The following is a 22,818-nucleotide window of genomic DNA, read 5'->3' as shown; positions in this document are numbered from 1 at the left end:
GATGGAACGTATGGTTGAAATAGAACGTTTTGATGAAGAGGTCTCTTATGAAGCAACACTTCGTCCTAGTTCATGGGATGAGTATATCGGTCAAGAGAAGATCAAAAAGAATCTGAAAGTTTTTATAGAAGCAAGTAAAAAAAGAGAAGAGGCATTAGACCACATTCTTTTTTTTGGACCTCCAGGCTTAGGGAAGACTACCATTGCAAATATTATCTCTACAGAGATGGGAGCCAATATAAAAACGACCGCTGCACCGATGATCGAAAAAGCGGGAGACTTAGCGGCACTGCTTACCAATATCGAAGAGGGTGACATTCTGTTTATCGATGAGATCCATCGTATGTCTCCGGCGATAGAAGAGATACTCTACCCGGCTATGGAAGATTTCCGTTTAGATATCATCATAGGTTCTGGACCTGCTGCACAAACAGTAAAGATAGACCTGCCGCGCTTTACACTGATCGGGGCAACGACAAGGGCAGGGATGCTTTCTAATCCTCTTAGAGAGCGTTTTGGCATGCATTTCCGTATGCAGTTTTATACACCTGGTGAATTAGCACAGATTGTTGCACAAGCTGCCCAGAAATTGGACAAGCCGGCGCAAATACATGCGGCAACGGAGATAGCACGTAGAAGCAGGGGCACACCGCGTATCGCACTTCGTTTGCTTAAACGCGTAAGAGACTTCTCCGAAGTGGCCAATGAAGAAGAAGTGACATTGCAAAGAGCCCAATATGCTTTAGATGAACTGGGTGTCAATAATTTAGGATTTGATGAACAAGATATACAACTTTTGGAATTGCTGGTCTCTGCGAAAAACAAACCTATGGGACTCAGTACCATAGGTGCTGCACTAAGTGAAGACGAAGGTACTATCGAAGATGTTTTGGAACCTTACCTGATAGCCAATGGATATATAGAGAGAACCGCACGTGGCCGTATTGCTACACAAAAGAGTTATGAACATTTTAAGCTTGGTGGAGTGAAGGACGGACTTTTTGATAACGAATAAAAGTATCACGATCACCATACTTTTTGTACTTTCACTGATGGGTGCCTATAGTATCTACAAACCATTTTTACTCTCTATTGTGGTGGCGATGTTACTGACTATGGCAACCTATAACCTGACAAAAAAGTTGATCAAGTATTTTAATTCCAGAAAGTTGAGTGCTATTTTTACTTCTTTGCTTTTGATATTGATACTTTTTGCTCCTATTGTCTATATGGCCACCACAGGGGTAGGGTATATCGCCAAACTTGATGTTGAAACCATTAATGAGGTTACCTCGGTCGTTCAAACCTTTACACAAAAGATACCTTATCTCAAGGAGTGGAGTCAGATAGGTTTGAGTGATGAAAGGATCGCCGGGTATATCCAAGAGTCAACATCTTACATGACCACAGCTGGGAGTGCCGGTCTTGGATTTGTGAAGAACATGATTCTTGTACTTATCTTTTATTTCATATTTAATTTCTATGGGGAAGGCTTTTTTGATCTGATACGCGCACTGATGCCTGTGAGCAGGATGAAAAGTGCCAAGATGATACATGAGGTTTCCTCTACGATGGAAGTGGTTTTTTATTCTATTATCGTGACAGCCATTTTTGAAGGTTTTCTCTTTGGGATCATGATGAGTTACTTTGGGTTTAACGGGTTGCTTTTGGGGGTTATTTATGGTTTTGCATCGTTGATACCTGTCATCGGAGGGGCGGTAGTCTGGATACCCGTGACATTGTACTCTTGGTCAAATATGGATGCAAACACGGCTATTTTTATTGCGGGGTATTCTATTGTGGTTATTTCGATTATTGCAGATACATTCATCAAACCTGTGATTATCAAAGTGATCAAAGAGGATCTTCTAAAAAGTACGATTGAGATCAATGAGATCGTTATCTTTTTCTCTATTATTGCAGGAATGAGTACCTACGGCTTTTGGGGGATGATATTGGGGCCAGCGATTACATCATTTTTGATAGCGATTACTAAAGTATATATAGATTATAATCATAAAGAACAAAGTAAACTCATCACTTAAGTTATAGAAGGAAGACATCATTATAAAAATACTTATTATAGAAGATGATCCGGAATTAGCACTCATCTTAACAAACTATCTTACAAAATATGATATGGAAGTCATAGGTGCTGAAGACCCTTATATAGGACTGTCACTTTTAACCCAGCATGAATTTGACCTGATCATTTTGGACCTGACGTTGCCGGGTATGGATGGGTTGGAAGTGATCCCTAAGATACGTGAACTAAGTAACATCCCGATTATTATCTCTTCGGCGAGAGATGATATCACCGATAAAGTGATCGGTATGGAACGCGGGGCAGATGACTATATGCCAAAACCCTATGATCCTAGAGAACTGGTGACACGTATCAAAACGATCTTGAGACGTACACACAGTGTGGATGAGAAAGTGCAGGAAAGAGAGGCACTTTTTGTTGCTGATCCTAATGCCAGAGAGATCCGGTTCAAAGGTAAGTCCTTGGAACTCACTGCTGCAGAGTATGATATCTTAGGCATGCTCCTGCAGCATAAAAATGGTTCTGTCTCAAGAGAACAGCTTTTATATGAAAGTGAGCATATTGATGATGAAAGTTCTATTAAAAATATCGATGTGATCATTTCACGAATAAGACAGAAGATCGCAAAGATCGATCCTGACAACATCTACATTAAACCGATCCGTGGTGTAGGATACCTTTTAACTGACAGAGTATGAGAAATTTATCTGTAACAACCTTTATACATATTCTCTTCTCTGTAGCAATTTTGATCTTGATCGCCACATTTTTACTTTTTCTCTCCTGGGATAAAGACCGGCATAAGATCGAAGAGTATAAACGTTATCAACTTATCTCCATTACCTTTCTCTCAAAACTACAGCTTAATCCGGGAAAAGAAGACTTGGATGCACTCTATAAAGACCTACGTGTAAAGCCACTTTCTGAGAAGAAGGCCACAAAGATCAAAAAACAGATAGAGACAGAGGGTGAAACAGTGTTTACCGGAGGTTCCTCACTTGGACAAGTAAGGGTATTCAGAATAGAAGATGAGCATTATATCTATGTACAACGCATGCAGCATAATCTTTTGTTGGAAGATGACAGGGCAGAGAATTATTATTTCGAGATCGCTGTGGCTTTGGGTGTGTTTCTTATTGCGGTGCTTCTTATACTCTATCTGGCGGTTTTAAGAAAGCTCTATCCTTTAAAAAAATTACATAAACAGATACAAAGATTTGCACAGGGTGATATGCAGACACGGATTACCTATCTCTATGATGATGAGATAGGTAAGATCGCAAAAAGTTTTGATGATGCTATTGTGCATATCAATGCTCTGAGTACCTCTAAAAACCTTTTTATGCGTAATGTGATGCATGAGCTTAAAACACCTATTACCAAAGGGCGCATCGTAGTTGAAATGATGGAAGATGAAGCAAGTAAGAAGATACTTGTACGTGCCTTTGAACGGATGAATGAACTGATCTCAGAGCTTGCAGAGATAGAGAGAGTGACCACGCAAAGCTTCGAACCTACTTTTGAGTATGTGATGCTTGATGAAGTAATACGTAGAAGTCAAGAACTTTTGATGATGGCGAAAGATAATGTGACGGTAGATGTGAAAAATGTTGCTTTAGCCACAGATATCAAACTCCTTGCTTTAGCCATTAAAAATCTATTGGACAATGGTATAAAATACAGTAAAGACAAACATGTCACACTCAAAACCGTAGGGGACGGTTTAGAGATAAGCTCTAAAGGTGAGAAGCTGCAGCATCCGCTCTCTTATTATGTAGAGCCTTTTTCCCAAGAAGAAAAAAGAAGTTCAGGTTTTGGTCTGGGACTCTATATTGTGCATAATATCTTGGAAAAATTAGGGTGTGGATTGGACTATAAGTATGTTGATGGATACAATATCTTTGTGATCAAGGCAGGGGATGCCTGCCGTTTTGGTTAATTGAACCCTCTTAACAGCCTGCGCACTCATAATGGGTTTTTCAGAGGGTTCAATCCTTAAGTGCCTCAGCTATAAGCTCTAAAGGATTTTTAAAGATCGTCTCCACATCGGCATTGTTCATCGCTTCACTGAGCTGTACTCTACAGGCAGAGCATTCTGCACTGACATACTTGGCATTTGTATCTTTGATCATGGCTGCTTTAGGTTTTCCAGCCGCTTCTGCGAGATGGAACTTCTCGGTTTGCATGGTGACACCGCCAAACCCACAACAGCGGTTTGGATCGCTCATCTCTTGCATCGGATAGTTTTGCGCAAGTAGATTACGCGGTTCTTGCCAGATACCCTGTACTTTCCTTGCATGGCATGGGTCATGGTACGTGACGACATCATCAAACTTTTTACCTTTTTCTTCCAGTAGCTTGACTAGATCGGTATTGTTATAGAGCCATGCAGTGGCCATATGGATCTTCTCAGCTACTTTTTGTGCACGTTCTTTCCATTCAGGCATATCGTGATTTTCAAAGAAGACCTGCCAATCATGCTTTACCATGGCTGAACAGGTTGCTTCAGGGATCAACATGGCATCACATTCATCCATAAAACCTTCAAAGTATTCGATATTCTTTTTGGTCATAAACTCTACAGAATTCACATCTCCGGTAAAGTAAGCAGGTGCACCGCAACAGAGCTGTTTTTTAGGGATGAAGACATCGATGTTCAGTTTGGCCAGTATCTTTACCAAGCTCTCACCGATATCGGTATAGTTATAGTTGGCAAGACATCCGATGAAGATGGCGACACGAGGGTTTTTCTTCTCTTGCACGGGTGCTGGTATCTCTTCAGGATGGCTGTTTAAAAAGCTTGTTTTTGCCATGGATGGAAGCAGTCTTCCCTTTTTTACCATTGGAAGAGAAAACCTTGCTCTAAGCCCTCTGCCTTTTTCATCCACAGATAAGGCACAGGTTTTGAACATGAATCCAAGTTTCATCATCAGGTCCATGATCTTTCGGTGGCGAAGCAAGAAGAAAAATGCACGTTTGAACCATGCAATACCAAATTTGTCAGCAATATCTGCACGCACTTCTTCAATGACCATATCCGTTGCCAATGAGTTAGGACAGACATCGACACAGTTGGTACATAAAAAGCAGCTTTCAAAGATATCTTTTGCATTTTTATCTAATTCCAAATGTCCTTGCTGATAGGCACCTAAAAGGTCAATGAACCCACGTGGAGAAGTCGTCTCATCCGGGTTGACCTGGTGAATGGTACATACGGGGATACATTTACCGCATTTGATACAGGCTTCACTGGTATCGGTAAAGTTGAAAATCTCTTCTAATTGTTTACTCATAATTCCTCTTGTTCAAGGTTTTGTTATCTACTTTTTTAGAAAAAGTAGGAAAAAATCGTTGACCTTCTCGAATCGTTTCGCTTTTAAGGGTGTCAGGTCGACATTATTTATGGGGTATTATACCGTTTTTGAAAAACTTTTCTTGCTTTGGGCATACTTTTTCATATAGGCATCAAATGGCATCGCTATATTTCGTATAAGCAGTGTACCCGTAGTACTTACGGTGATCTTATCCTCAGTTATAGTGACTAGGTCTGCTTCTACAAACTCTTGCAAGGCTTCCAAGGCATCGGCAAAGTATGTTTTAAAGTCTATGTGATGCTCATTTTCCACCCTTTTCATATCTATGGAAAAGTTAGCCATAAGCTCCATGATCACTGCTTTACGAAGGTAGTCGTCATCACTTAGTTTTACCCCTCGCTCAAAGGGCAGTTTTCCTGCATCTAGTGCAGCCTCATAGACTTTCATATCTTTAGTGTTCTGCGCATAATAACGTTCACCTTCACCAATACTGGTAAGACCGATACCCACTAGGTTCGCGCCGCCTTTTGTCGTATAGCCTTGGAAGTTTCGGTGAAGTTCACCTTTTTCGATAGCCCCAAAAAGTTCATCTTCAGGTTTGGCAAAATGGTCCATACCTACCATTTTATATCCATTACTTTCAAAAAAGTCAATAGTGTATTGGAAGATCTGCAATTTTACGTCCGGTGTCGGCAGTGTTGTTTCATCAAACTTGCGCTGTGTTTTCATGAGCCAAGGTACATGAGCATAGTTAAAGACTGCCACTCTATCTGGATTGAGCTGTGTGGAGAGTTCAAGGGTCTTTTTGAAAGTTTCCAGAGTCTGGTAAGGTAATCCATAGATGAAGTCAGTATTGATAGATTTTATACCATACTTTCTGGCAAGCTCTACTGCTTTTTGCGTGAGTTCCAAAGGTTGTATACGATGGATCTCTTTTTGCACTTTCTCATCCAGGTCTTGTACACCAAAGCTGATACGGTTAAAGCCATGTTTCTGAAAGACTTTCATTTGATCTTCGTTAAAAAAACGGGGGTCTATCTCGCAGCTGATCTCAGCCTCTTGACTCCAGTTGGGAAATTTTGATTTGATATAGGTCACGATCTCATCGAGTTCAAAGGCTTTGTAGTACGTCGGTGTACCTCCGCCAAAGTGAAATTGTATCACTTCACGAGAGGTATCGATATGCTGAGCCAAAAGATCTACTTCTTTTTTCAGGTACTCAATGTACGTAGAGAGTTTTTTCTCTTTGGAAGTGAACACAACATTGCATCCACAAAAATAACATGCGGATCTACAGAAGGGTAGATGTACATACAAGGAGAGTTTCTCCTTTGCATTTTCCAGGTAGTGAATATATTGATCATAGGTAAAGTTCTCATTGAACTCCAAGGCTGTAGGGTAAGAGGTATATCTCGGACCCGGCTTGGAGTATTTACTGAACTTTTCGAAATCTATAGTACTCATTTAGTCGTTGCTGTCATTACGATGTGCATCCAACCACACCATAATACCTTTTTGTGCATGTAATCTGTTCTCAGCTTCACTAAAGATGACCTCTTCGTGTTTCTCAAAGGTCTCTTCACTCACTTCGTAGCCTCTGTATGCAGGTAAGCAGTGTAAGAATATGGCATCAGGTTTAGCCAATGACATCATCGTTTCATCTACCATATAGCCGTTGAATACACGAACACGTTCTTCTTTTTCATCTTCCTGTCCCATAGAGACCCAAGTATCTGTGGTCACGACATCACAATCTTTGACTGCCTCTTGAGGATCGTTACCAAAAGTGATCTTCGCGCCGCTTTGCTTGGCGATTTCAAGTGCCTCTTTGACGATCCCTTCATCACACTCATACCCTTTAGGTGTAGCCACTCTCAGTTCAAAACCAAGTTTCGCTGCAAGCATCAGCCAGGAGTGTGTCATATTGTTACCATCACCGACATAGGCGACCACAGGATCTTTGTCTTTACCATGTTCTATCATTGTGAGGTAATCTGTCATGAGTTGCACAGGATGGTAAGAGTCTGTGAGACCATTGATCACAGGTACTTTAGAGTAATTTGCGAACTCTTCAAGTTTTGACTGCTCAAAGGTACGTATCATCACCATATCGACCATACGGCTGATCACACGAGCCGTATCTTTCATCGGTTCACCACGCCCTAATTGTATGTCATTGGCAGAGAGGAATAGTCCCACACCACCAAGTTGGTAGATACCTGTCTCAAAGCTTACACGCGTACGAGTAGAACTCTTTTCAAAGATCATCCCAAGTGTCTGGTGTTCCATGTAAGGAACGAACTTACGTTGCTTTGTCTGTGCTTTTATCTTCTGTGCTAATGTTATCATCTCCAAGATCTCATCTTTTGTAAAATCTTTGAGTGTTAAAAAGTGTCTCATCACTGTATCCTCATATCTTTCAACCTTGCATAAATTATAGATAAGAAAAGGGTTGAAAATTTAAAAGAGATTATTCTACCATAAAAGGGTTGAAAGTTGTAGAGGCCTGCACTTTTTAGGTATGTGCAGGGGATAAATGGGTTATTTGTTTAAAAGTATGGCTGCTTCTTTTGCATGATAGGTGATGATGATATCCGCACCTGCACGTTTAAATGAAAGGAGTGTTTCCATCATCACTTTCTCATAGTCTATCACACCTGCTTTTGCTGCCATTTTGAGCATAGAGTATTCACCAGAAACATTATAAACAGCCAAAGGTAATGAAGTGTTGTTCTTCACATCTCTTACCACATCAAGGTAAGCAAGTGCAGGTTTGACCATCAGGATGTCTGCACCCTCTTTTTCATCTTCTATACTCTCTTGAATGGCTTCATTTCTGTTCGCAGGGTTCATTTGGTAAGATCTTCTGTCTCCAAAACTTGGGCTCGATTCAGCCACATCTCTGAAAGGACCATAATAGGCTGAAGCAAACTTGGTGGAGTAAGACATGACAGGAAGGTTTACAAATCCTGCTTCATCCAATCCGTTACGTATGGCAGTGATCATCCCATCCATCATACCTGAAGGTGCGATCATATCGACACCCGCTTTAGCATGGACAACGGCTTGTGCAGCCAGGTTGTCAAGTGTAATGTCATTGTCAACCGTGTGGAGTACCGGGTCAAGTACACCGCAGTGTCCGTGGTCAGTATATTCGCAGAAACAGAGATCCGTAACCACAAACATATCAGGGTGTGCAGCTTTGACCTCACGTACCGTTTGTGCGATGATACCATGTTCACACAGTGCATCAGACCCTACAGAGTCTTTAGTATCCGGGATACCAAATAGGATGATAGAGTAGATACCAAGTTTTTTGAGTTCACCGCACTCTTTGACGATCTCATCAATGCTCATTTGGAAAACACCAGGCATAGAGGCTACCTCTTCTTTGATACCCGTACCGTTTTTTGCAAAAAGCGGGTAGATGAAATCATTGACATTGAGGTGTGTCTCTTGAAGGAGGTCTCTTAGGACGGGATTGATTCTTTTTCTTCTAAAACGTGCGAACATAGTATTCCTTGATTGTTGTAGTGACTGATCATGTGAGCTTTTTACTGTAGAAACACAGCGTTAGCGTAGCAAAAAAGGGTTTTATTCTTTTTGCATGATAATTAAATATGTATTTTACACTAATTATGGATTATTAATTATTAATTGTCCATTCTTAAAGTATAATCTCATCATGATTACTATAGATATATCACAAATCGCTACGTTACCAACCAAATATGGCATATTTAAAATACAAGCATTTAAAGAAGTCACAAAAAATGGTGAAGGTAAAGAGCATTTGGCCATTTTTACAGATAACTTATCGGATGAACCGATCGTACGTGTACATTCTGAATGTCTGACCGGTGATGCACTTGGCTCAGTGAAGTGTGACTGTGGCGAGCAATTGCAATATGCACTGGAACTTATTGCAAAAGAGGGTGGAATGATCATTTACCATCGTCAAGAAGGACGGAATATAGGATTGCTCAATAAAGTGAATGCCTATGCTCTCCAGGATGCAGGTTTTAACACTGTAGAAGCAAACCATCAATTAGGATTTAAGGCAGATGAACGTACCTATGAAGTGGTTGAGTTCATTTTACATCATTTTGGCATTAAAAAACTCAAACTGCTGACCAATAATCCTAAAAAGATAGAGAGCCTGGGTGACATTGAGATCATAGAACGACTTCCTATCCAGATCACGCCTAATCCTCATAACGAGGGGTATTTACAAGTGAAAAAAGACCAGATGGGACATCTGCTTTAACGTCATTACTAAAAAAATATCAATTTTTATGATATACTCATAAAAATTGATAAGATAAATGCTACACCTGTTGTGAGGCAGGGTCAGAAAGCCATGGGTCTTTCATACTATCATTTGATAGTAACAGAGAAGATTGCCAGGTTACCTAACTTAATGTACGGAATAAAACAATAGGTTAAGATGACAGGCAAGTATACATTTAAAACACTCCATGATCAGATAAAGGCACAAGAGAGAGATTTTTGGCGTACCAACCTATTGGGGATAGGTGCAACGTTGCTTTTGCTTCCTATACCAATGCTTATGCCTCTTTTGATAGACGAGGTCCTGCTCGGGCATCCAGGGAAGATGACAGAATTCATTTCCAGTATCTTTGGGAATTCTGAAGTTTGGTTGTATATCTCTGTGATACTCGCAGTGATACTCACATTGAGATTTCTAGCATTTTTTTTGAATAACAAAAAAACTTTCTACGCAACTAAAATCACACAAAAGATAAGTTATCTACTACGACATCGAATCTTACATCATTTAGAACGTATCTCACTTTCAGAATATGAGTCACTGAAGTCGGGGAACATCGCTTCAAAGAGTGTGCAGGATGTAGAGAGTATCAGTGGTTTTTCCGGACAGATAGTTACCACACTCTTGAGTGCTTCTCTCATGCTGCTGGGTATTGCTGTGATCATGCTTTGGATGAACTGGGTCTTGGCATTATTGGTGTTTTTACTCAACCCTTTTTTCTTAGCTTTTTCTAAACTTTTGGGACGTAAGACAGGAGAACTGCTTCGACGTCAATATAAAGCCTATGAAATTTATCATGAACTCCTCAATGAAACTTTAGAACTATTTGTACAAGTACGTGTAAGTAACCAGGAACGAAGCTTCTTTGGTATTCTTCAGGGACATGCAAAAGAGATCGAGTCGGCATCACTTGACTATGGTTACAAAGCTTCTGTTGCACAAACTTCATCTACACTTTTGACCAATACGGTAGTGGATATCTTTCGAGGACTGGGTATAGCTGCAGTGGCATATTCAGATTTAACCGTTGGAATGATGATAGCTTTTCTTTTTTACCTTTCTACGCTTGTTTCTCCTATGCAGCAATTGATGGGATTGGTCATCTCCTATCAAACTATCAAACCGGCACTTGAACGTATCAATACATTACTTACTCTTTCCCATGAGCCACATTATCCACATGAGTGTAACCCATTTGAAGATAAAAAAACGACTTCCCTAGAATTAAAAGAGATATCTTTTTCCTATGGCAATGGGAAAGAAGTACTGCATAATATTAATTTAAAAGCAAAAGAAGGGCAAAAGATCGCACTCATCGGTCCAAGTGGAAGCGGGAAAACAACCATTGCTCAAATCATGGTAGGGTTTTATCCTTCACATAGGGGAGAGATACTTTATGGAGATGTTCCTATAGAGAAGATAGGCTTACCCATTGTACGCGAGAATACGGCACTCATGCTACAAGAAGCACTCTTTTTCAACGATACTATTCGTATGAATCTCACTCTTTTTAAAGAGAAAAGTGAGACAGAGATCTACGAAGCACTGAAAGCTGCACAACTTGAAGAGTTTGTAGCCAAATTAGAAGATGGATTGGAAACGTGTATCGGTAAAAATGGTATCCGTCTCTCTGGTGGTCAGCGTCAGCGGCTCGCCATCGCCAGGTTGATACTTTCAGATCCAAAGATCGTTATATTTGATGAAGCAACATCTGCATTGGATAACGAAACAGAGTATCATCTCTATGAAACACTGGAGGCATTTCTTAAAGGTCGTACCACGATTATCATTGCACACAGAACGACAACGATCAAGCAGGCAGATCATATCTATTTCATTGATGATGGGTATGTAAAGGCAGAGGGAAGTTATGAAGAACTTCGAAAAATAGGACTGATACAGGCAGAGTTTGATGCTGAGAAAAATACAACAATTTGTTAACTTAACAAACAAAGAGAAAAAACTCTTCTTGGAAGCCTATATGATGCTTGGCATCATGCGTGCAGCGATTTTGAGTGTCTCTTTTAAACGTTTAACCCATTCTTTGGAACATCAAAAAAGCAAAGGTGAGATGACTCCATTAACGGATGATGAAATGCAGACCGCTACTTTAGTGGGGCAGACAGTTACTAGAGCCGCTGCGCATACTCCCTGGGAGAGTGCTTGTCTGGTACAGTCACTTACCGCTCAAAAAATGCTGCAAAAACGCGGTATTCCAGGGGTCTTTCATCTAGGGGTAGCAAAAGATAAAAATGTTGAAGAGAAGATGAAAGCACACGCCTGGTCTCAGTGTGGCGATGTCATACTTACGGGTGCTAAAGGATATGAAGAGTTTACAGTGATTTCGACGTTTGAATGGGGAAAAGAATGACAGTATACGGTACAAAGATCAAAAGTGATATCGACTTTCCCCTAGATCTATCTCATGAGACCGCTTCACGGTATGAAGTAGAACTTTCTGCAAAAGTACCTGATGTCCTTAAAAGTGCCATCACCTGTGGTTTTCCATTATACTGGGCCCATGGTCGTAAGGTCTATCTTTACAGTGACCGTGTATTTAATGGCAGTGAAACAGGGCAGCCTTGGTGTTATGAAGTCAAGGATGTGGTCCGATTTTACTGGCTTGGCGGAGAGAGGAAGATCTACTATGAAATAGGTGAAAAAGGTAATGTAAATCTGTTGAGTTTTTGGTTTGTTCATCTGCTTTTACCACTGTTCATGACATTGGAGAATATGTATGATTTCCTCCATGCCGGAGCAGTGGAAGTGGAGGGGAAACCTATCTTTTTCATCGCTCCATCTATGGGTGGAAAATCTACAATGACAGACTACTTCATCAAACAGGGGCATACTCTCATCTCAGATGACAAGGTACCGACTTTCATAGATGACGGTAAGTTTATGGCTGTGGGGTCACATCCTTATCATAGACCTTACAGGAAATTTGAAGAGTTGGGGTATCGAGTTGAAAACTTTACTACACACTTTAAAGCCATTCATGCTTTTTATGCACTTAAAGGTGTAGAAGGCGATGCAGACATCACTATAAAAGAAATTAAAGGTTTTGCAAAGTTTGATTTTCTTCTGCCCAACTATCTCTATATGTTCTCTCATCTAAAACTGATACGACTAAAGTATCTTTCTCAGATGTTAAATAGCATAAAGGTTTTCCATGTGCAAGTACCATGGGATATGGAGAGACTGGATGAAGTCCACGATATGATTTGTGCTCATAGTAAAGAATTAAATTAAAATATAATACTTATTGTTATTTAAATATAACACAGTATAATTTTTTTCCAAATTTAATATAGTTATGATAAGTGTTAGATTAATGGAGTGTTACGAATATTTTAGGGAGATAAAGTGCCAATTTCAAAGAAGAATGACAATATGAAAAAATACAGTGAGAAAAAGAGTTATAGTGAACCACAATTAAAAGAGATAGGAAGAATAAAAGAATCAACTAAAGGTGGATCGCTTTCATTTCAATTTGATGGTTTTGGTTTTAGTTCTAATCAATCTTAGAATTAAATTTTATTTATGCTGGATATTATTTTTTCAAAAACTTCGCTTTATAATACGATAGATTTAAAAAATAAATTAGATATAGAAGATGCTAATCTCTCAGGGAATGTAATTCTTTGTTATGCTTATGAAGAGTGGGGAAATGATTTACTTTCTCATCTTGGTGGAGACTTTTCATTTGTTCTTTATGACTCTGAAAATAAGTACTATTTTTGTGCCCGTGATCCTTTGGGAGTAAAATCACTGTATTTTACCAAGACAGAAGATGGCTATAAGTTTTCCTCCAATATAGATGAACTTCTTAATCTTCCTCATATGCAAAAAAAACCAAATTTAAAATCTATGAGAACGATGCTTTATCAACGTACTGTTGATTATACTGACACCATGTATGAAGGGATCTATCGTCTTCCTCCGGGGCATATTTTGACTATCAAAGATGGGAAAGAATATCTAGAGCGTTATTGGTATCCTGAAAAGATTAAAATAAATTATGAAATCACTAAAGATGAAGCTACAAAAAAGTTTATTAAATTTTTTTCACATGCAATAGAGAAACGTGTTTCAAACTTAGACAAAACAGCTTTTGAAGTGAGTGGGGGATTAGACTCTTCTTCTGTCGTTTCTGTACTAAGTCAAAGTATTACTCCCTACAAAATTGATAGTTATTCTATGGACTTCAAGGGTTTAGAATGTGATGAAGGTAAGTATGTTGATAGTATTTTGGAAAAATATCACTTACATCATCAGAAAATCAGTACATCAAAACTAGATTATAAGAAAATATATTCATTAAATAATCTTTATAAAATCAGTCCAAATTGGCCTATAACTTTAACATTTGCCATGTCACTTCCTATGCTTGAGAAGATGAAAACTGACGGAAAAAGAATTGTTATCACAGGACAAGGAGGAGACCATCTTTTTACAGGAACTCCTTATATTCTATATGATTTGTTTAGACGTTTTAAATTTTTTACACTCTACAGAGAGCTAAAGTTTTATCCTAAGCCATGGAGTGTTATTAAAGCTTATATCATTAAACCTTTGTTGGGTGAAAGAGTTATTGATGTTATAAAAGTATTACTTGGTAAAAATGAGACAAATCCTTTTTTAAAAGAAGGGAGTGAGATAGAAGACCTGAGTCAAGTAGTTGGTATGAAAAACCCCGCATATCAAAACGATTTAGATATGATAACTTCGGCATTTTACTCTACAGTCATGGATGGTAACCTTTTTCACGCTGCAGAGAATCATTTTGGTATAGAGTACCGCCATCCTTATTTTGACCTTGAACTGGTAGAGTTTGCACTCTCTTTACCTCCTGAAATGAAATACAAACAAAGAACCATAAAATGGATATTAAGAAAAGCGATGGATGGAATTTTGCCAGACAAGATCAGAGATAGAAAAGATAAAGCAGAGTTCTCTGAACCCATCAGACAGCAAATTGATGCCATTGACCTTGGTGCCTTGCTTGATGACCCTTATATAGTAAAACTTGGTCTTATAGAACAATCGCTTATTGACAAGTACAGACAAGAGTATGAAGATAAAACGATTAAATATATTGTTATCCTTTGGACTATTATCAATATGGAATATTGGTATCGGTATAATTTTGAAAAGGGATCATTGTAATATCTATGATAGAAAACTAACAAAGGGACACATGTGAGTGGTATTTTTGGTATCTTTAACCGTAATGGTAGATCTGTAGATAAAAAGATCGTTGATACCATGCTTGAGGCTATGTCCTACTGGAAACCAGATGAGAGAGGGACATGGGTAGATGGTCCGGTAGCACTTGGTCATACTATGCTATGGAACACTCCCGAATCAAAACTGGAACATCTTCCAAATAGAAAAAAATCCCAAATCATTACTATGGATGCCCGTCTGGATAACCGTGAAGAGTTGGCAGAGAAGCTTGAAATGACAGATAGTCCGATAGATCAGATAACGGACAGTGATTTTATTCTTTCTGCCTATGAGAAATGGGGTGAAGCGTGTCCAAAGTATCTGTTGGGTGATTTTGCTTTTGCGATATGGGATGAAAAAAAGCAGCAGATGTTTTGTGCCAGAGATCATATAGGTATAAAACCATTTTATTATTATGTGGATGATAATAAGTTTATTTTTTCAAATGAAATTAAAGTTATTTTGTCCCATTTTGATATTAAAAAGGTACTCAATGATGATGCAATGGCTCATTATTTGAAGTTTGGTTTATTATCAGATTTAGATATGACTTTTTATAAAAATATATACAAGTTACACGCTGCAACAAGTATTACGATTATGGTAGATGAGAACAAAGAAGATACCTATTGGAAAGCAGAAGAATGTCCTAAAATTCACTATAACAGCTTAGATGAATACATAGATCGTGCAAAAGAGCTATTGGAGATGGCAGTAAATGTGAGAGTTCGTTCTATTTATCCAATTGCTTCGCACTTAAGTGGGGGTATTGACTCATCTTCAATAGCTGTATTGGCAGCAAGACAACTGGGTAAAAATGGCTATAAGCTGACTGGATTCAATTGGACCCCTGTCTTAAATGAAGATACAGATATGGATTATTTTGAATGGGGGAATTCCAAGAAGATTGCTTCACTTGAACATATTGAACATCAGGCTATTGATCTGTCAGAAGAAGACATTTTTGAATTGTACCAAACAGTTGATATAACACAAGGTGATAGCATAGCTTTCTGGTATGAACATCAAATACAGAAATATGTAAACAAAAAGAATATTAGGGTGATTTTATCTGGAACCGGTGGTGATGAATTCATTTCAAATAACAGCTATGGATATATCGCAGGGTTTTTTTGGAGGGGAGAATTTAAAAGAGCGTATAACGCATTACGTGTAGAAGGATTGAGATCAAGATATCCGGTTTTAGGTTTTATTAAAAGGTTTTACCAAGAAGTGATACTGCCTTCTATGCCTGATTGGCTTTACCGTATATATAGTGGATCCTACTGCAGGTTTAACAGGATATTAAATTATATTAAACCGTCTATGAAAAAATCAATTAAAGCTTTGGGTCCTAACTATAAACTGTTAATGTCCGTTGGAGTACGAAACAATATGTTGAATGCGCTTTATGATGGTTTGATTCAAACTAGAATTGAGTCCTGGAATACATCAGGGGTCTCACATAAAATAGAATATCGTTATCCGTTGCTTGACAAACGGATCGTTGAATTTGCTCTTGGTGTACCAGAAGAAATGTTTCGTCAAGAAGGTAGAAGCAGATTTTTATTTAGACAGGCTATTGATGGATTGTTACCAGATGAAATGATCTGGTCAAACACAAAATATGAGCCCAAAAGAGTGGAAAAATATATGGAAATATCTCAGAAAGCCCAAACTAAATGGATGCAATACTATAGTATTAAAGATAAGAAAAATGAATATTTTAAGTTAAATTCCATTTTTCATGACATCGCTGAATTTTCCCTTAAAGACAGTTTATCTAAATCAGATTATGGTACAATTACCGCAATTACAAATTTGATATTAGCTATTGAAGCATACAAAAGGTATAAAAAATGTTGAAAAATTCAGAACTCAATAGAGTTTGTAAGAGATGGAACAAGCCTACCATCAATAAATTACAGGTCAATAAAACATTGGGCGGGATAGGAAGTAATAATGAAAATAATGGCCATCCGGATGGGTCACCTAAATCCGTAGGACAAGTTTCATAGGATATCACCTTCTCCACCATTAACATAGAATGTTAAGAATTGCCTAATCATTAAAAGCAGTCATATATTTTGCATTTTATACAAATGTTGAAAAGAAAATACTTCTCAACACTTGTAATATATCTATTGGATCGCTAGATCCGCACGAATGAGACCTGCTCCCTGTTCTATAGTAGGTAATCCCAAATCTTCAGCTGTATTTTTCAGTTTTACCTTGACTTCACTTGGTGTCAGTGTTCCATCTGTAGCGAGCAACAATGCAACTGCTCCTGTAACATGAGGTGCTGCCATACTGGTTCCACTCATCGTTGTATATAATCCATCGATTGCAGTAGAATTAATTCCTACGCCAGGTGCAGCAAGATCGATCTCTGCACCTCTTGCTGAACTTGCAGCCAGCTGATCTGCCAAGTCGACGGATGAGACAGCGATTGTTTCAGGATATTTTGCCGGGTAGAGAATAGCACCACCGGTATTTCCAGCAGCTGCGACCTGTACAATACCTGCATTATGGACAGCGATGAATGCATCGTGATATGCCTGGTTTGTAGCAAGAGAACCAAAGCTCATATTGATCACTTGCATATTATTGTCGATACACCATTGCATCCCGTCAACAATATCAGACAAAAATCCTTCGTTCTTACGGTCAAGAACTTTGACAGGATAAAGATTTACCTGTGGACCCACACCGACAACACCTATAGCATTATTCACTGCCCCGATGATACCTGTGACATGTGTCCCGTGGCCATGATCGTCTGCAGCGCTTTTTCTTGAACTGATGGCATTATAGTTTCCTTTGATATTGTCGATCAGGTCCAAGTGATCGAGATTAGCTCCGGTATCGAGGATGGCAACATTGACCATAGTACCGTTGGAGTCTCCCCAGGCGATATCTGCTTCGATCCTGTCAATGCCCCACGGAAGCTCTTGCAGTGGTTGTTCTCCTCCACCCGGAGCAGTTCCATGCACTATAATATCCTCATCGATACGTACGATTTCTGCACCTAAATGCTCTTCAAGTGCACTTTGTGCCTGCTCCGGAAGATAGACTGCCATACCGTTGATGATCTTCAGCGGTTTGATGGGTATCGCACCGGTTTTTTTTATTAAGTCTACTTGCGCAGCTTTATTCGAGAAACTTTTTTGGAAAACGATGATTTTACGTGGTGTTTCTCCAGGTGATGCAAACATTGCCGAGGTAAAAGTCAATATAGACAAAAGGATGGCATAAAGGTTAAAGAATTTATTGTTTCGCATATTATATCTCCTATAATAATAAATTATTTTCAACATCAAATTATAGTTTTACTATCATTTCTATTTGATTTGGCGGGGAATCATAACAAATGAATGTAAAGAAAGTCTAAAAATGTATAACTTTCTCCCAAAAAACAATAATCATATTTTATGTTCTGTTAAAAATAATATAATTTATTTAGGCAACCTGGCGATCTTATAGTATAAGACCCATGGCTTTCCGTCCTTGCTTCACAACAAGTTTGGCACACCAAAATAATATTGAATTAAATAAAATTTGATAGAGATAAAATAAAGGATAAGTAAGAGGGAATACATAGATATGTATTTGGTAACCTGGCGATCTTTACAGTGTAAGACCCATTGCTGTCCGTCCTTGCTTCACAACCAGTTTGGCACAACAAAATAATATTTAAAAAGAGCTAGTTTTTATATAAACATTACAAATTATTGTATATTTCCGATTAAATGACTCTTAAAATCTTAAATTATATTTATGATATACATGAATCTAGCATTATTTTTTATGAGAAATCATCTAAATGTGGAAAGTTCAATACAAAAAGCTAAATTTTAACCTATCTATGTGAGTACACTTATACTCCTATACTCAAATAAATGCTATAATTTATCAAAAATAAGAGAAATAACATGAACCTCAATCAAACAGTGATATTTGTAGAGACGGTTTTCGCACAAAAAGTCGACGGTGAAATGGTACTTTTGGATATGGAGAGTGAAAACTACTTCGGGTTGGATGAAGTAGGTACGGCTATTTGGCAGGCGATGCAGGAGTATGGAACTCTGCAAGAGGTGTTTAATGCTATGTTGGAACAGTACGATGTGGAAGAAGAAGTATTGGAAAAAGATCTTTCTGATTTTGTGAATAAGCTACTAGTGAGTGGGTTGATAGAGGTAACACCAAATTGAATCTGTCACAACACTTAGATAAAGAAGGGATCCTACTGTCAAGTGAGATCATCGTAAAGCTAGAGCGTTTTGCTTCACTTTTGAATGAATGGAACCAGATCCATAATCTTACGGGAGCTAAAAGCGTCGATGCCATCTATGTGAATATCGTGGATTCACTCTACCCTTTGACTTTTATCAAAAAACCAAAAACACTGTTAGATGTAGGAACTGGTGCAGGATTTCCTGGGCTTGTACTTGCGATAGCACAGCCCGATACCAAGGTAGTACTTTCCGAGCCTCTTAAGAAGCGTGTCTCTTTTTTAAAGTATGCTGCCATAGACCTGGGACTTTCTAATGTCACTGTAGAAGCCAAGCGGGTTGAAAGCGTGGAGCATGATGCGTTTGATATGATCAGTTCTCGTGCAGTGACCAATACAAAACTGCTTTTAGATCTGACCTCTAAGGTCAGTGATACACACACTGAGTATCTCTTTTATAAAGGGTCACGTGTATTTGATGAGATAGAAGATGTACAACATCAGCTAAGATATGATATAGTACAAAAAAATCAACGAAATTACCTCTATATAAAGACTGAAGAATGATCTTAAAACTACTTATTTTTGCTATTGCCGCTGTGCTTATCTACAAGTTTTTTGGCGGAAAACTTCCGACATTTGGGAAAAGCCCACATGATAAAAAGTTGGATGATGATACACTTGTGGAATGTGCAACATGCCATACCTATGTGACAGTGAAAGAGAGTATCATTGTAAGCGGTAAGTATTACTGTTCTCCAGAATGTACACCATAAAACTATAAAGGAATACACATGATCATTATTGGACACCCATGGATAAAAAGTAATCGTTTTTTTAAAGTTTTTTCTATCAAAGGTATTGAGAAGAGTCAGGCTGATGATATCATTTTACTGGAACCTTTAGTTGACTCTCATACCTATGCTGTACATTGTCAAGAAAACAATGTACCTTTTGCAGTCGTAGCCAATAATTTGGAAGATGCACTGTTTGCGAATGCTTTAGGGGCAAAATATATTATCTGTGAAGAAGATGATGCATTGATGATCCAGCCTATAGCGAATGAGTATCTTTTTGATACCCGTATTCTTGTGCTCATTCATAGTGAAAAAGAGATCAGCAAGATTGCCAGAGGTGGTGTGGATGGCGTGATCTTCGCAGATGCTATCTATGAAGGGTGATATCCAACGTTACAGACTTACCTATATACTGCTGGCATCCAGTAGCGTAGTCTATCTTTTCTCTGCACTATTAAGCCAGAGTCTGAGTGATATGGATATGCAGGTGCTTGTAGATATGGGTGCACTGTTTGGTCCATTGACTGTGCTTAAAGGTGAGTGGTGGAGGCTGTTGACTGCCATGTTCCTGCATGGCGGTATGACCCATCTTCTGATGAATATGTTCTCTTTGTATCTTGTAGGCCGTGGTGCAGAGATGTATTTTGATACAAAGTCATACCTAAGCATCTACTTCTTCTCTGGGATCATTGGTGGACTTGTCTCTTTGTATATACACCCCGTCTCTGTAGGTGTGGGTGCATCTGGTGCGATCTTTGGTGTTTTTGGTGCATTGGCAGGATTTTTTCTGGCACATAGAGAAAAGATAGCTTCACATACCAAAGCATTTATGAAAGACTTTAGTATCATCATCGCGATCAACCTTGTGATAGGATTTTCTATCCCTTCCATAGATGTGAGTGCACATATCGGAGGACTGATCGTAGGATTTATAGGTGGTTTTGTACTTTCAAAAGATCCAAAATGGATATGGGTTTATAGTAGTACCATGGTACTACTCATCTTAGCTATTATTTCTTATCTTCCAGATCACTATGCACAGATACTCTTTTAAATTCCTCATCCTTTTTCTTTTTTTAGCAGGGTGTGCAGTGACTGTCCCTACAGTATCACAAAACAAGATCAGAGAACTCTCACTGCTTTTTCAGTCAATGGACAGCACTATCCCACAAAGTGAAGCGATACAGCTCTCCAAAGATATTTTTCATAAAACTAGACAACTGACAGAAGCGTTTGAAATGACCTATCCTCCACAGTTTCACAATTTTTTAGTGACTGTGGGTGTACGTGAAAAAGGACTTTGTTACCATTGGAGTGATGCTTTGTATCTCTATTTATCCAAGAAGCACTATCCTGATTTTGAGTTTCATTTAGTAGGTGCAAATGTGGGAGAATACTTTTTTGAACATAATGCCCTGGTGGTGGTAGACAAAGGCGGAAAAATCAAAGAGGGGATCATCATAGATCCGTGGAGAGAGTCAGGAGAACTCTATTTCTCCAAAGTAGAGGATGACCCGGACTATGTATGGATACACAGACCCACAAGGGGATGTCCTTAATTTTATTCGGGTAGAGGCTCAGGTTCCATTCCTGCTTCACGCAACTCGGCCTCTTCTGCAGCGATAGCTTCTTTTTGTGCTTCGGAAAGTTCTTTTTTAGGCTCTTGTACTTTTTGCTTTTCTTGGATGACCTCTGTTTGGGTACCATTGGTTTCATTTTCGTCTGCTATGGCACTATTTTGAAGCAGTAAAAAAAGCGAGAAAAGAATGTTTGAAAAAACTTTAGACATGATACACCTTTCAACAATTTTAGAAAACAGTGTACAAAATTTTGGGAAAAATTGCAACAACGTTGAAACGTTTAAGTGAGTAGCATAGAGTTGTATTTTCTTTTACTCTAAGGGCAAATAGATTTTATCTATCAGTTCGTCATATTCACTTTTGGCATCAGAATCTATAGTGATCCCTCCACCGCTTTTGTAGAAAAGCTTTTCATTTTCTTTTTCAATGAAACGTATCATTACGCCAGACCGTAAGGATTTACCATCAAAAACACCAAAGACACCTGTATAGAATCCTCTCTCAAAATTCTCTACATGATTGATGATATTGACCGTACTCTTTTTAGGTGTCCCGGAGATTGAACCTGCGGGAAGTAACTGGCTGAGAAGCGTACCCAAATGATCTCTCCAGTTATCAGGAAGCACTGCTGTGATCTTGGAACTGATCTGCAGGAGTTCTTTTTCCCCCGCTTTGATCTTTTCGACATATCGGAACTTCTCTACTTTGACGTCTGAACCGATGATACCCAGGTCATTACGCATAAGATCGACGATCATCACATGTTCTGCCATCTCTTTGTTATCGGACAAAATGGTTTCTTTTGCATTTGGCAGATGGGCATCTATAGTTCCTTTCATAGGATAGGTGGCTATGATATTCTCTTCTATCTCTACAAAACGTTCCGGAGAAAAGCAGATAAATTCATCTTTAAAATAGAGTTTGAACTTAGCTCTGGCATAGGTGAATATCTCCTTAAGGGTGAAAGAGCTCTCTATAGGTGTTCTGAATGTGAGGTTAAGCAGATAGGTATTGCCAGAACGTATCTCTTCGAGTACGCTATCGAGCGCTTTTTTGTACGTGATGAAATCCACAGGAGATCTGGAGAACGTGAATGTTTCGGTACGTTTCTGTACAGGGTAGTTACGCCAATCTTCCAGTTTATAAAAAATGTCATCATCCAGCTCATTAAGGGATTTGGCGAAGATCCTTTCACTGTCAAAAGAGATGATAAAAAGAAAAGGGGTACGTTGTTTAGCAAGGGTGTTGATCCGTTCAAAACCATTGTCTTTATTAAGCCATGTCATAAAGAGCTCCCTCGCTATCATTAAATAAGTAAATATAAAACCT

25 protein-coding genes and 3 riboswitches are annotated in these 22,818 nt (G+C 38.8%); of the genes, 18 read left to right on the top strand and 7 right to left on the bottom strand.

Features of this window, described 5'->3' with window-relative positions; all coding sequences use genetic code 11:
• Window position 1: 1 nt before the first annotated feature.
• Genes ruvB through PF327_RS02435 form a run of 4 tightly spaced genes read left to right on the top strand, consistent with a single transcriptional unit; the run spans window position 2 to window position 3,986 of the window.
• Window positions 2–1,015: a Holliday junction branch migration DNA helicase RuvB gene (ruvB, locus tag PF327_RS02450; RefSeq protein WP_008244522.1), complete on the top strand. Its 1,014-nt coding sequence runs from the start codon at window positions 2–4 to the stop codon at window positions 1,013–1,015.
• Window positions 1,002–2,045, top strand: coding sequence for an AI-2E family transporter (locus PF327_RS02445; protein WP_289401175.1), 1,044 nt, complete (start codon window positions 1,002–1,004; stop codon window positions 2,043–2,045). The genes ruvB and PF327_RS02445 overlap by 14 nt, the downstream gene beginning before the upstream one ends.
• 19 nt (window positions 2,046–2,064) lie before the next feature.
• The gene (locus PF327_RS02440; RefSeq protein WP_038000240.1) at window positions 2,065–2,745 is read left to right on the top strand and encodes a response regulator transcription factor; all 681 of its coding nucleotides are present in this window, start codon (window positions 2,065–2,067) and stop codon (window positions 2,743–2,745) included.
• Window positions 2,742–3,986 carry an ArsS family sensor histidine kinase gene (locus PF327_RS02435; protein WP_008244516.1) on the top strand — a complete coding sequence of 415 codons (1,245 nt, stop codon included), beginning with the start codon at window positions 2,742–2,744 and terminating at the stop codon, window positions 3,984–3,986. Before PF327_RS02440 ends, PF327_RS02435 begins: the two co-directional genes overlap by 4 nt.
• Before the next feature lie 49 nt (window positions 3,987–4,035).
• On the opposite strand, the gene PF327_RS02430 is transcribed toward PF327_RS02435, so the two are convergent.
• The 4 genes from PF327_RS02430 to hemB form a co-directional block, all read right to left on the bottom strand.
• Complete coding sequence (locus PF327_RS02430) at window positions 4,036–5,340, bottom strand: (Fe-S)-binding protein (RefSeq protein ID WP_289401174.1); 1,305 nt, start codon at window positions 5,338–5,340, stop codon at window positions 4,036–4,038.
• A 117-nt stretch (window positions 5,341–5,457) separates the two neighbouring features.
• Window positions 5,458–6,825 carry an oxygen-independent coproporphyrinogen III oxidase gene (gene hemN / locus PF327_RS02425; RefSeq protein WP_008244514.1) on the bottom strand — a complete coding sequence of 456 codons (1,368 nt, stop codon included), beginning with the start codon at window positions 6,823–6,825 and terminating at the stop codon, window positions 5,458–5,460.
• Window positions 6,826–7,761: an ornithine carbamoyltransferase gene (argF, locus tag PF327_RS02420; protein ID WP_289401172.1), complete on the bottom strand. Its 936-nt coding sequence runs from the start codon at window positions 7,759–7,761 to the stop codon at window positions 6,826–6,828.
• Between the two features lie 141 nt (window positions 7,762–7,902).
• Window positions 7,903–8,874 (bottom strand): porphobilinogen synthase, encoded by a 972-nt coding sequence (hemB, locus tag PF327_RS02415; protein ID WP_289401171.1) that lies wholly within the window; start codon window positions 8,872–8,874, stop codon window positions 7,903–7,905.
• Window positions 8,875–9,046: 172 nt separating this feature from the next.
• Between hemB and ribA the strand changes: the two genes are divergently transcribed.
• From ribA to PF327_RS02375, 8 genes are all read left to right on the top strand, one after another.
• A complete protein-coding gene (gene ribA, locus PF327_RS02410) occupies window positions 9,047–9,628 on the top strand; it encodes a GTP cyclohydrolase II (protein ID WP_289401170.1) in 582 nt (193 codons plus the stop codon).
• 50 nt (window positions 9,629–9,678) lie between these two features.
• Window positions 9,679–9,777, top strand: a riboswitch (cyclic di-GMP riboswitch).
• 31 nt (window positions 9,778–9,808) lie between these two features.
• Window positions 9,809–11,593, top strand: coding sequence for an ABC transporter ATP-binding protein (locus PF327_RS02405; protein ID WP_289401169.1), 1,785 nt, complete (start codon window positions 9,809–9,811; stop codon window positions 11,591–11,593).
• Entirely contained in the window at window positions 11,565–12,023 is a 459-nt protein-coding gene (locus PF327_RS02400; protein ID WP_289401168.1) for a lasso peptide biosynthesis B2 protein, read from the top strand. The genes PF327_RS02405 and PF327_RS02400 overlap by 29 nt, the downstream gene beginning before the upstream one ends.
• Window positions 12,020–12,904 (top strand): phosphoenolpyruvate carboxykinase (ATP), encoded by an 885-nt coding sequence (locus PF327_RS02395; protein WP_289401167.1) that lies wholly within the window; start codon window positions 12,020–12,022, stop codon window positions 12,902–12,904. The genes PF327_RS02400 and PF327_RS02395 overlap by 4 nt, the downstream gene beginning before the upstream one ends.
• 114 nt (window positions 12,905–13,018) lie before the next feature.
• Window positions 13,019–13,180, top strand: a complete 162-nt coding sequence (locus PF327_RS02390; protein ID WP_289401166.1) for a hypothetical protein — start codon at window positions 13,019–13,021, stop codon at window positions 13,178–13,180.
• Between the two features lie 15 nt (window positions 13,181–13,195).
• Complete coding sequence (locus tag PF327_RS02385) at window positions 13,196–14,821, top strand: asparagine synthetase B family protein (protein WP_289401165.1); 1,626 nt, start codon at window positions 13,196–13,198, stop codon at window positions 14,819–14,821.
• 33 nt (window positions 14,822–14,854) lie between these two features.
• Window positions 14,855–16,747: an asparagine synthase-related protein gene (locus tag PF327_RS02380; protein WP_289401163.1), complete on the top strand. Its 1,893-nt coding sequence runs from the start codon at window positions 14,855–14,857 to the stop codon at window positions 16,745–16,747.
• Window positions 16,741–16,899, top strand: coding sequence for a hypothetical protein (locus PF327_RS02375; RefSeq protein ID WP_289401162.1), 159 nt, complete (start codon window positions 16,741–16,743; stop codon window positions 16,897–16,899). The genes PF327_RS02380 and PF327_RS02375 overlap by 7 nt, the downstream gene beginning before the upstream one ends.
• Window positions 16,900–17,022: 123 nt before the next feature.
• Here the strand turns inward: PF327_RS02375 and PF327_RS02370 are convergent, their stop codons facing one another.
• Window positions 17,023–18,162: a S8 family peptidase gene (locus PF327_RS02370; protein ID WP_289401161.1), complete on the bottom strand. Its 1,140-nt coding sequence runs from the start codon at window positions 18,160–18,162 to the stop codon at window positions 17,023–17,025.
• Between the two features lie 178 nt (window positions 18,163–18,340).
• Window positions 18,341–18,419: riboswitch (cyclic di-GMP riboswitch) on the bottom strand.
• Between the two features lie 70 nt (window positions 18,420–18,489).
• Window positions 18,490–18,569, bottom strand: a riboswitch (cyclic di-GMP riboswitch).
• A gap of 244 nt (window positions 18,570–18,813) precedes the next feature.
• Between PF327_RS02370 and PF327_RS02365 the strand changes: the two genes are divergently transcribed.
• Genes PF327_RS02365 through PF327_RS02340 form a run of 6 tightly spaced genes read left to right on the top strand, consistent with a single transcriptional unit; the run spans window position 18,814 to window position 21,468 of the window.
• Entirely contained in the window at window positions 18,814–19,092 is a 279-nt protein-coding gene (locus tag PF327_RS02365) for a PqqD family protein (protein WP_289401160.1), read from the top strand.
• Window positions 19,089–19,679 carry a 16S rRNA (guanine(527)-N(7))-methyltransferase RsmG gene (gene rsmG, locus PF327_RS02360; protein ID WP_289401159.1) on the top strand — a complete coding sequence of 197 codons (591 nt, stop codon included), beginning with the start codon at window positions 19,089–19,091 and terminating at the stop codon, window positions 19,677–19,679. The genes PF327_RS02365 and rsmG overlap by 4 nt, the downstream gene beginning before the upstream one ends.
• The gene (locus tag PF327_RS02355; RefSeq protein ID WP_289401158.1) at window positions 19,676–19,888 is read left to right on the top strand and encodes a PP0621 family protein; all 213 of its coding nucleotides are present in this window, start codon (window positions 19,676–19,678) and stop codon (window positions 19,886–19,888) included. Before rsmG ends, PF327_RS02355 begins: the two co-directional genes overlap by 4 nt.
• An 18-nt stretch (window positions 19,889–19,906) precedes the next feature.
• Complete coding sequence (locus PF327_RS02350) at window positions 19,907–20,293, top strand: hypothetical protein (protein ID WP_008244493.1); 387 nt, start codon at window positions 19,907–19,909, stop codon at window positions 20,291–20,293.
• Window positions 20,274–20,963 (top strand): rhomboid family intramembrane serine protease, encoded by a 690-nt coding sequence (locus tag PF327_RS02345; RefSeq protein WP_289401157.1) that lies wholly within the window; start codon window positions 20,274–20,276, stop codon window positions 20,961–20,963. Before PF327_RS02350 ends, PF327_RS02345 begins: the two co-directional genes overlap by 20 nt.
• A 37-nt stretch (window positions 20,964–21,000) precedes the next feature.
• Window positions 21,001–21,468 (top strand): hypothetical protein, encoded by a 468-nt coding sequence (locus PF327_RS02340; protein WP_289401156.1) that lies wholly within the window; start codon window positions 21,001–21,003, stop codon window positions 21,466–21,468.
• 2 nt (window positions 21,469–21,470) lie between these two features.
• Here the strand turns inward: PF327_RS02340 and PF327_RS02335 are convergent, their stop codons facing one another.
• Both PF327_RS02335 and PF327_RS02330 read right to left on the bottom strand, forming a co-directional pair.
• Window positions 21,471–21,698 (bottom strand): hypothetical protein, encoded by a 228-nt coding sequence (locus PF327_RS02335; RefSeq protein WP_008244490.1) that lies wholly within the window; start codon window positions 21,696–21,698, stop codon window positions 21,471–21,473.
• Between the two features lie 102 nt (window positions 21,699–21,800).
• Window positions 21,801–22,775, bottom strand: coding sequence for an aminodeoxychorismate synthase component I (locus PF327_RS02330; protein WP_289401155.1), 975 nt, complete (start codon window positions 22,773–22,775; stop codon window positions 21,801–21,803).
• Window positions 22,776–22,818: the final 43 nt, after the last annotated feature.

Origin of the sequence: Sulfurovum xiamenensis (assembly GCF_030347995.1) — a bacterium.
In the GTDB taxonomy this organism is placed as follows: domain Bacteria; phylum Campylobacterota; class Campylobacteria; order Campylobacterales; family Sulfurovaceae; genus Sulfurovum; species Sulfurovum xiamenensis.
Note: the sequence above shows the minus strand (reverse complement) of the source record. Positions and strands in the feature narration are given on the sequence as shown.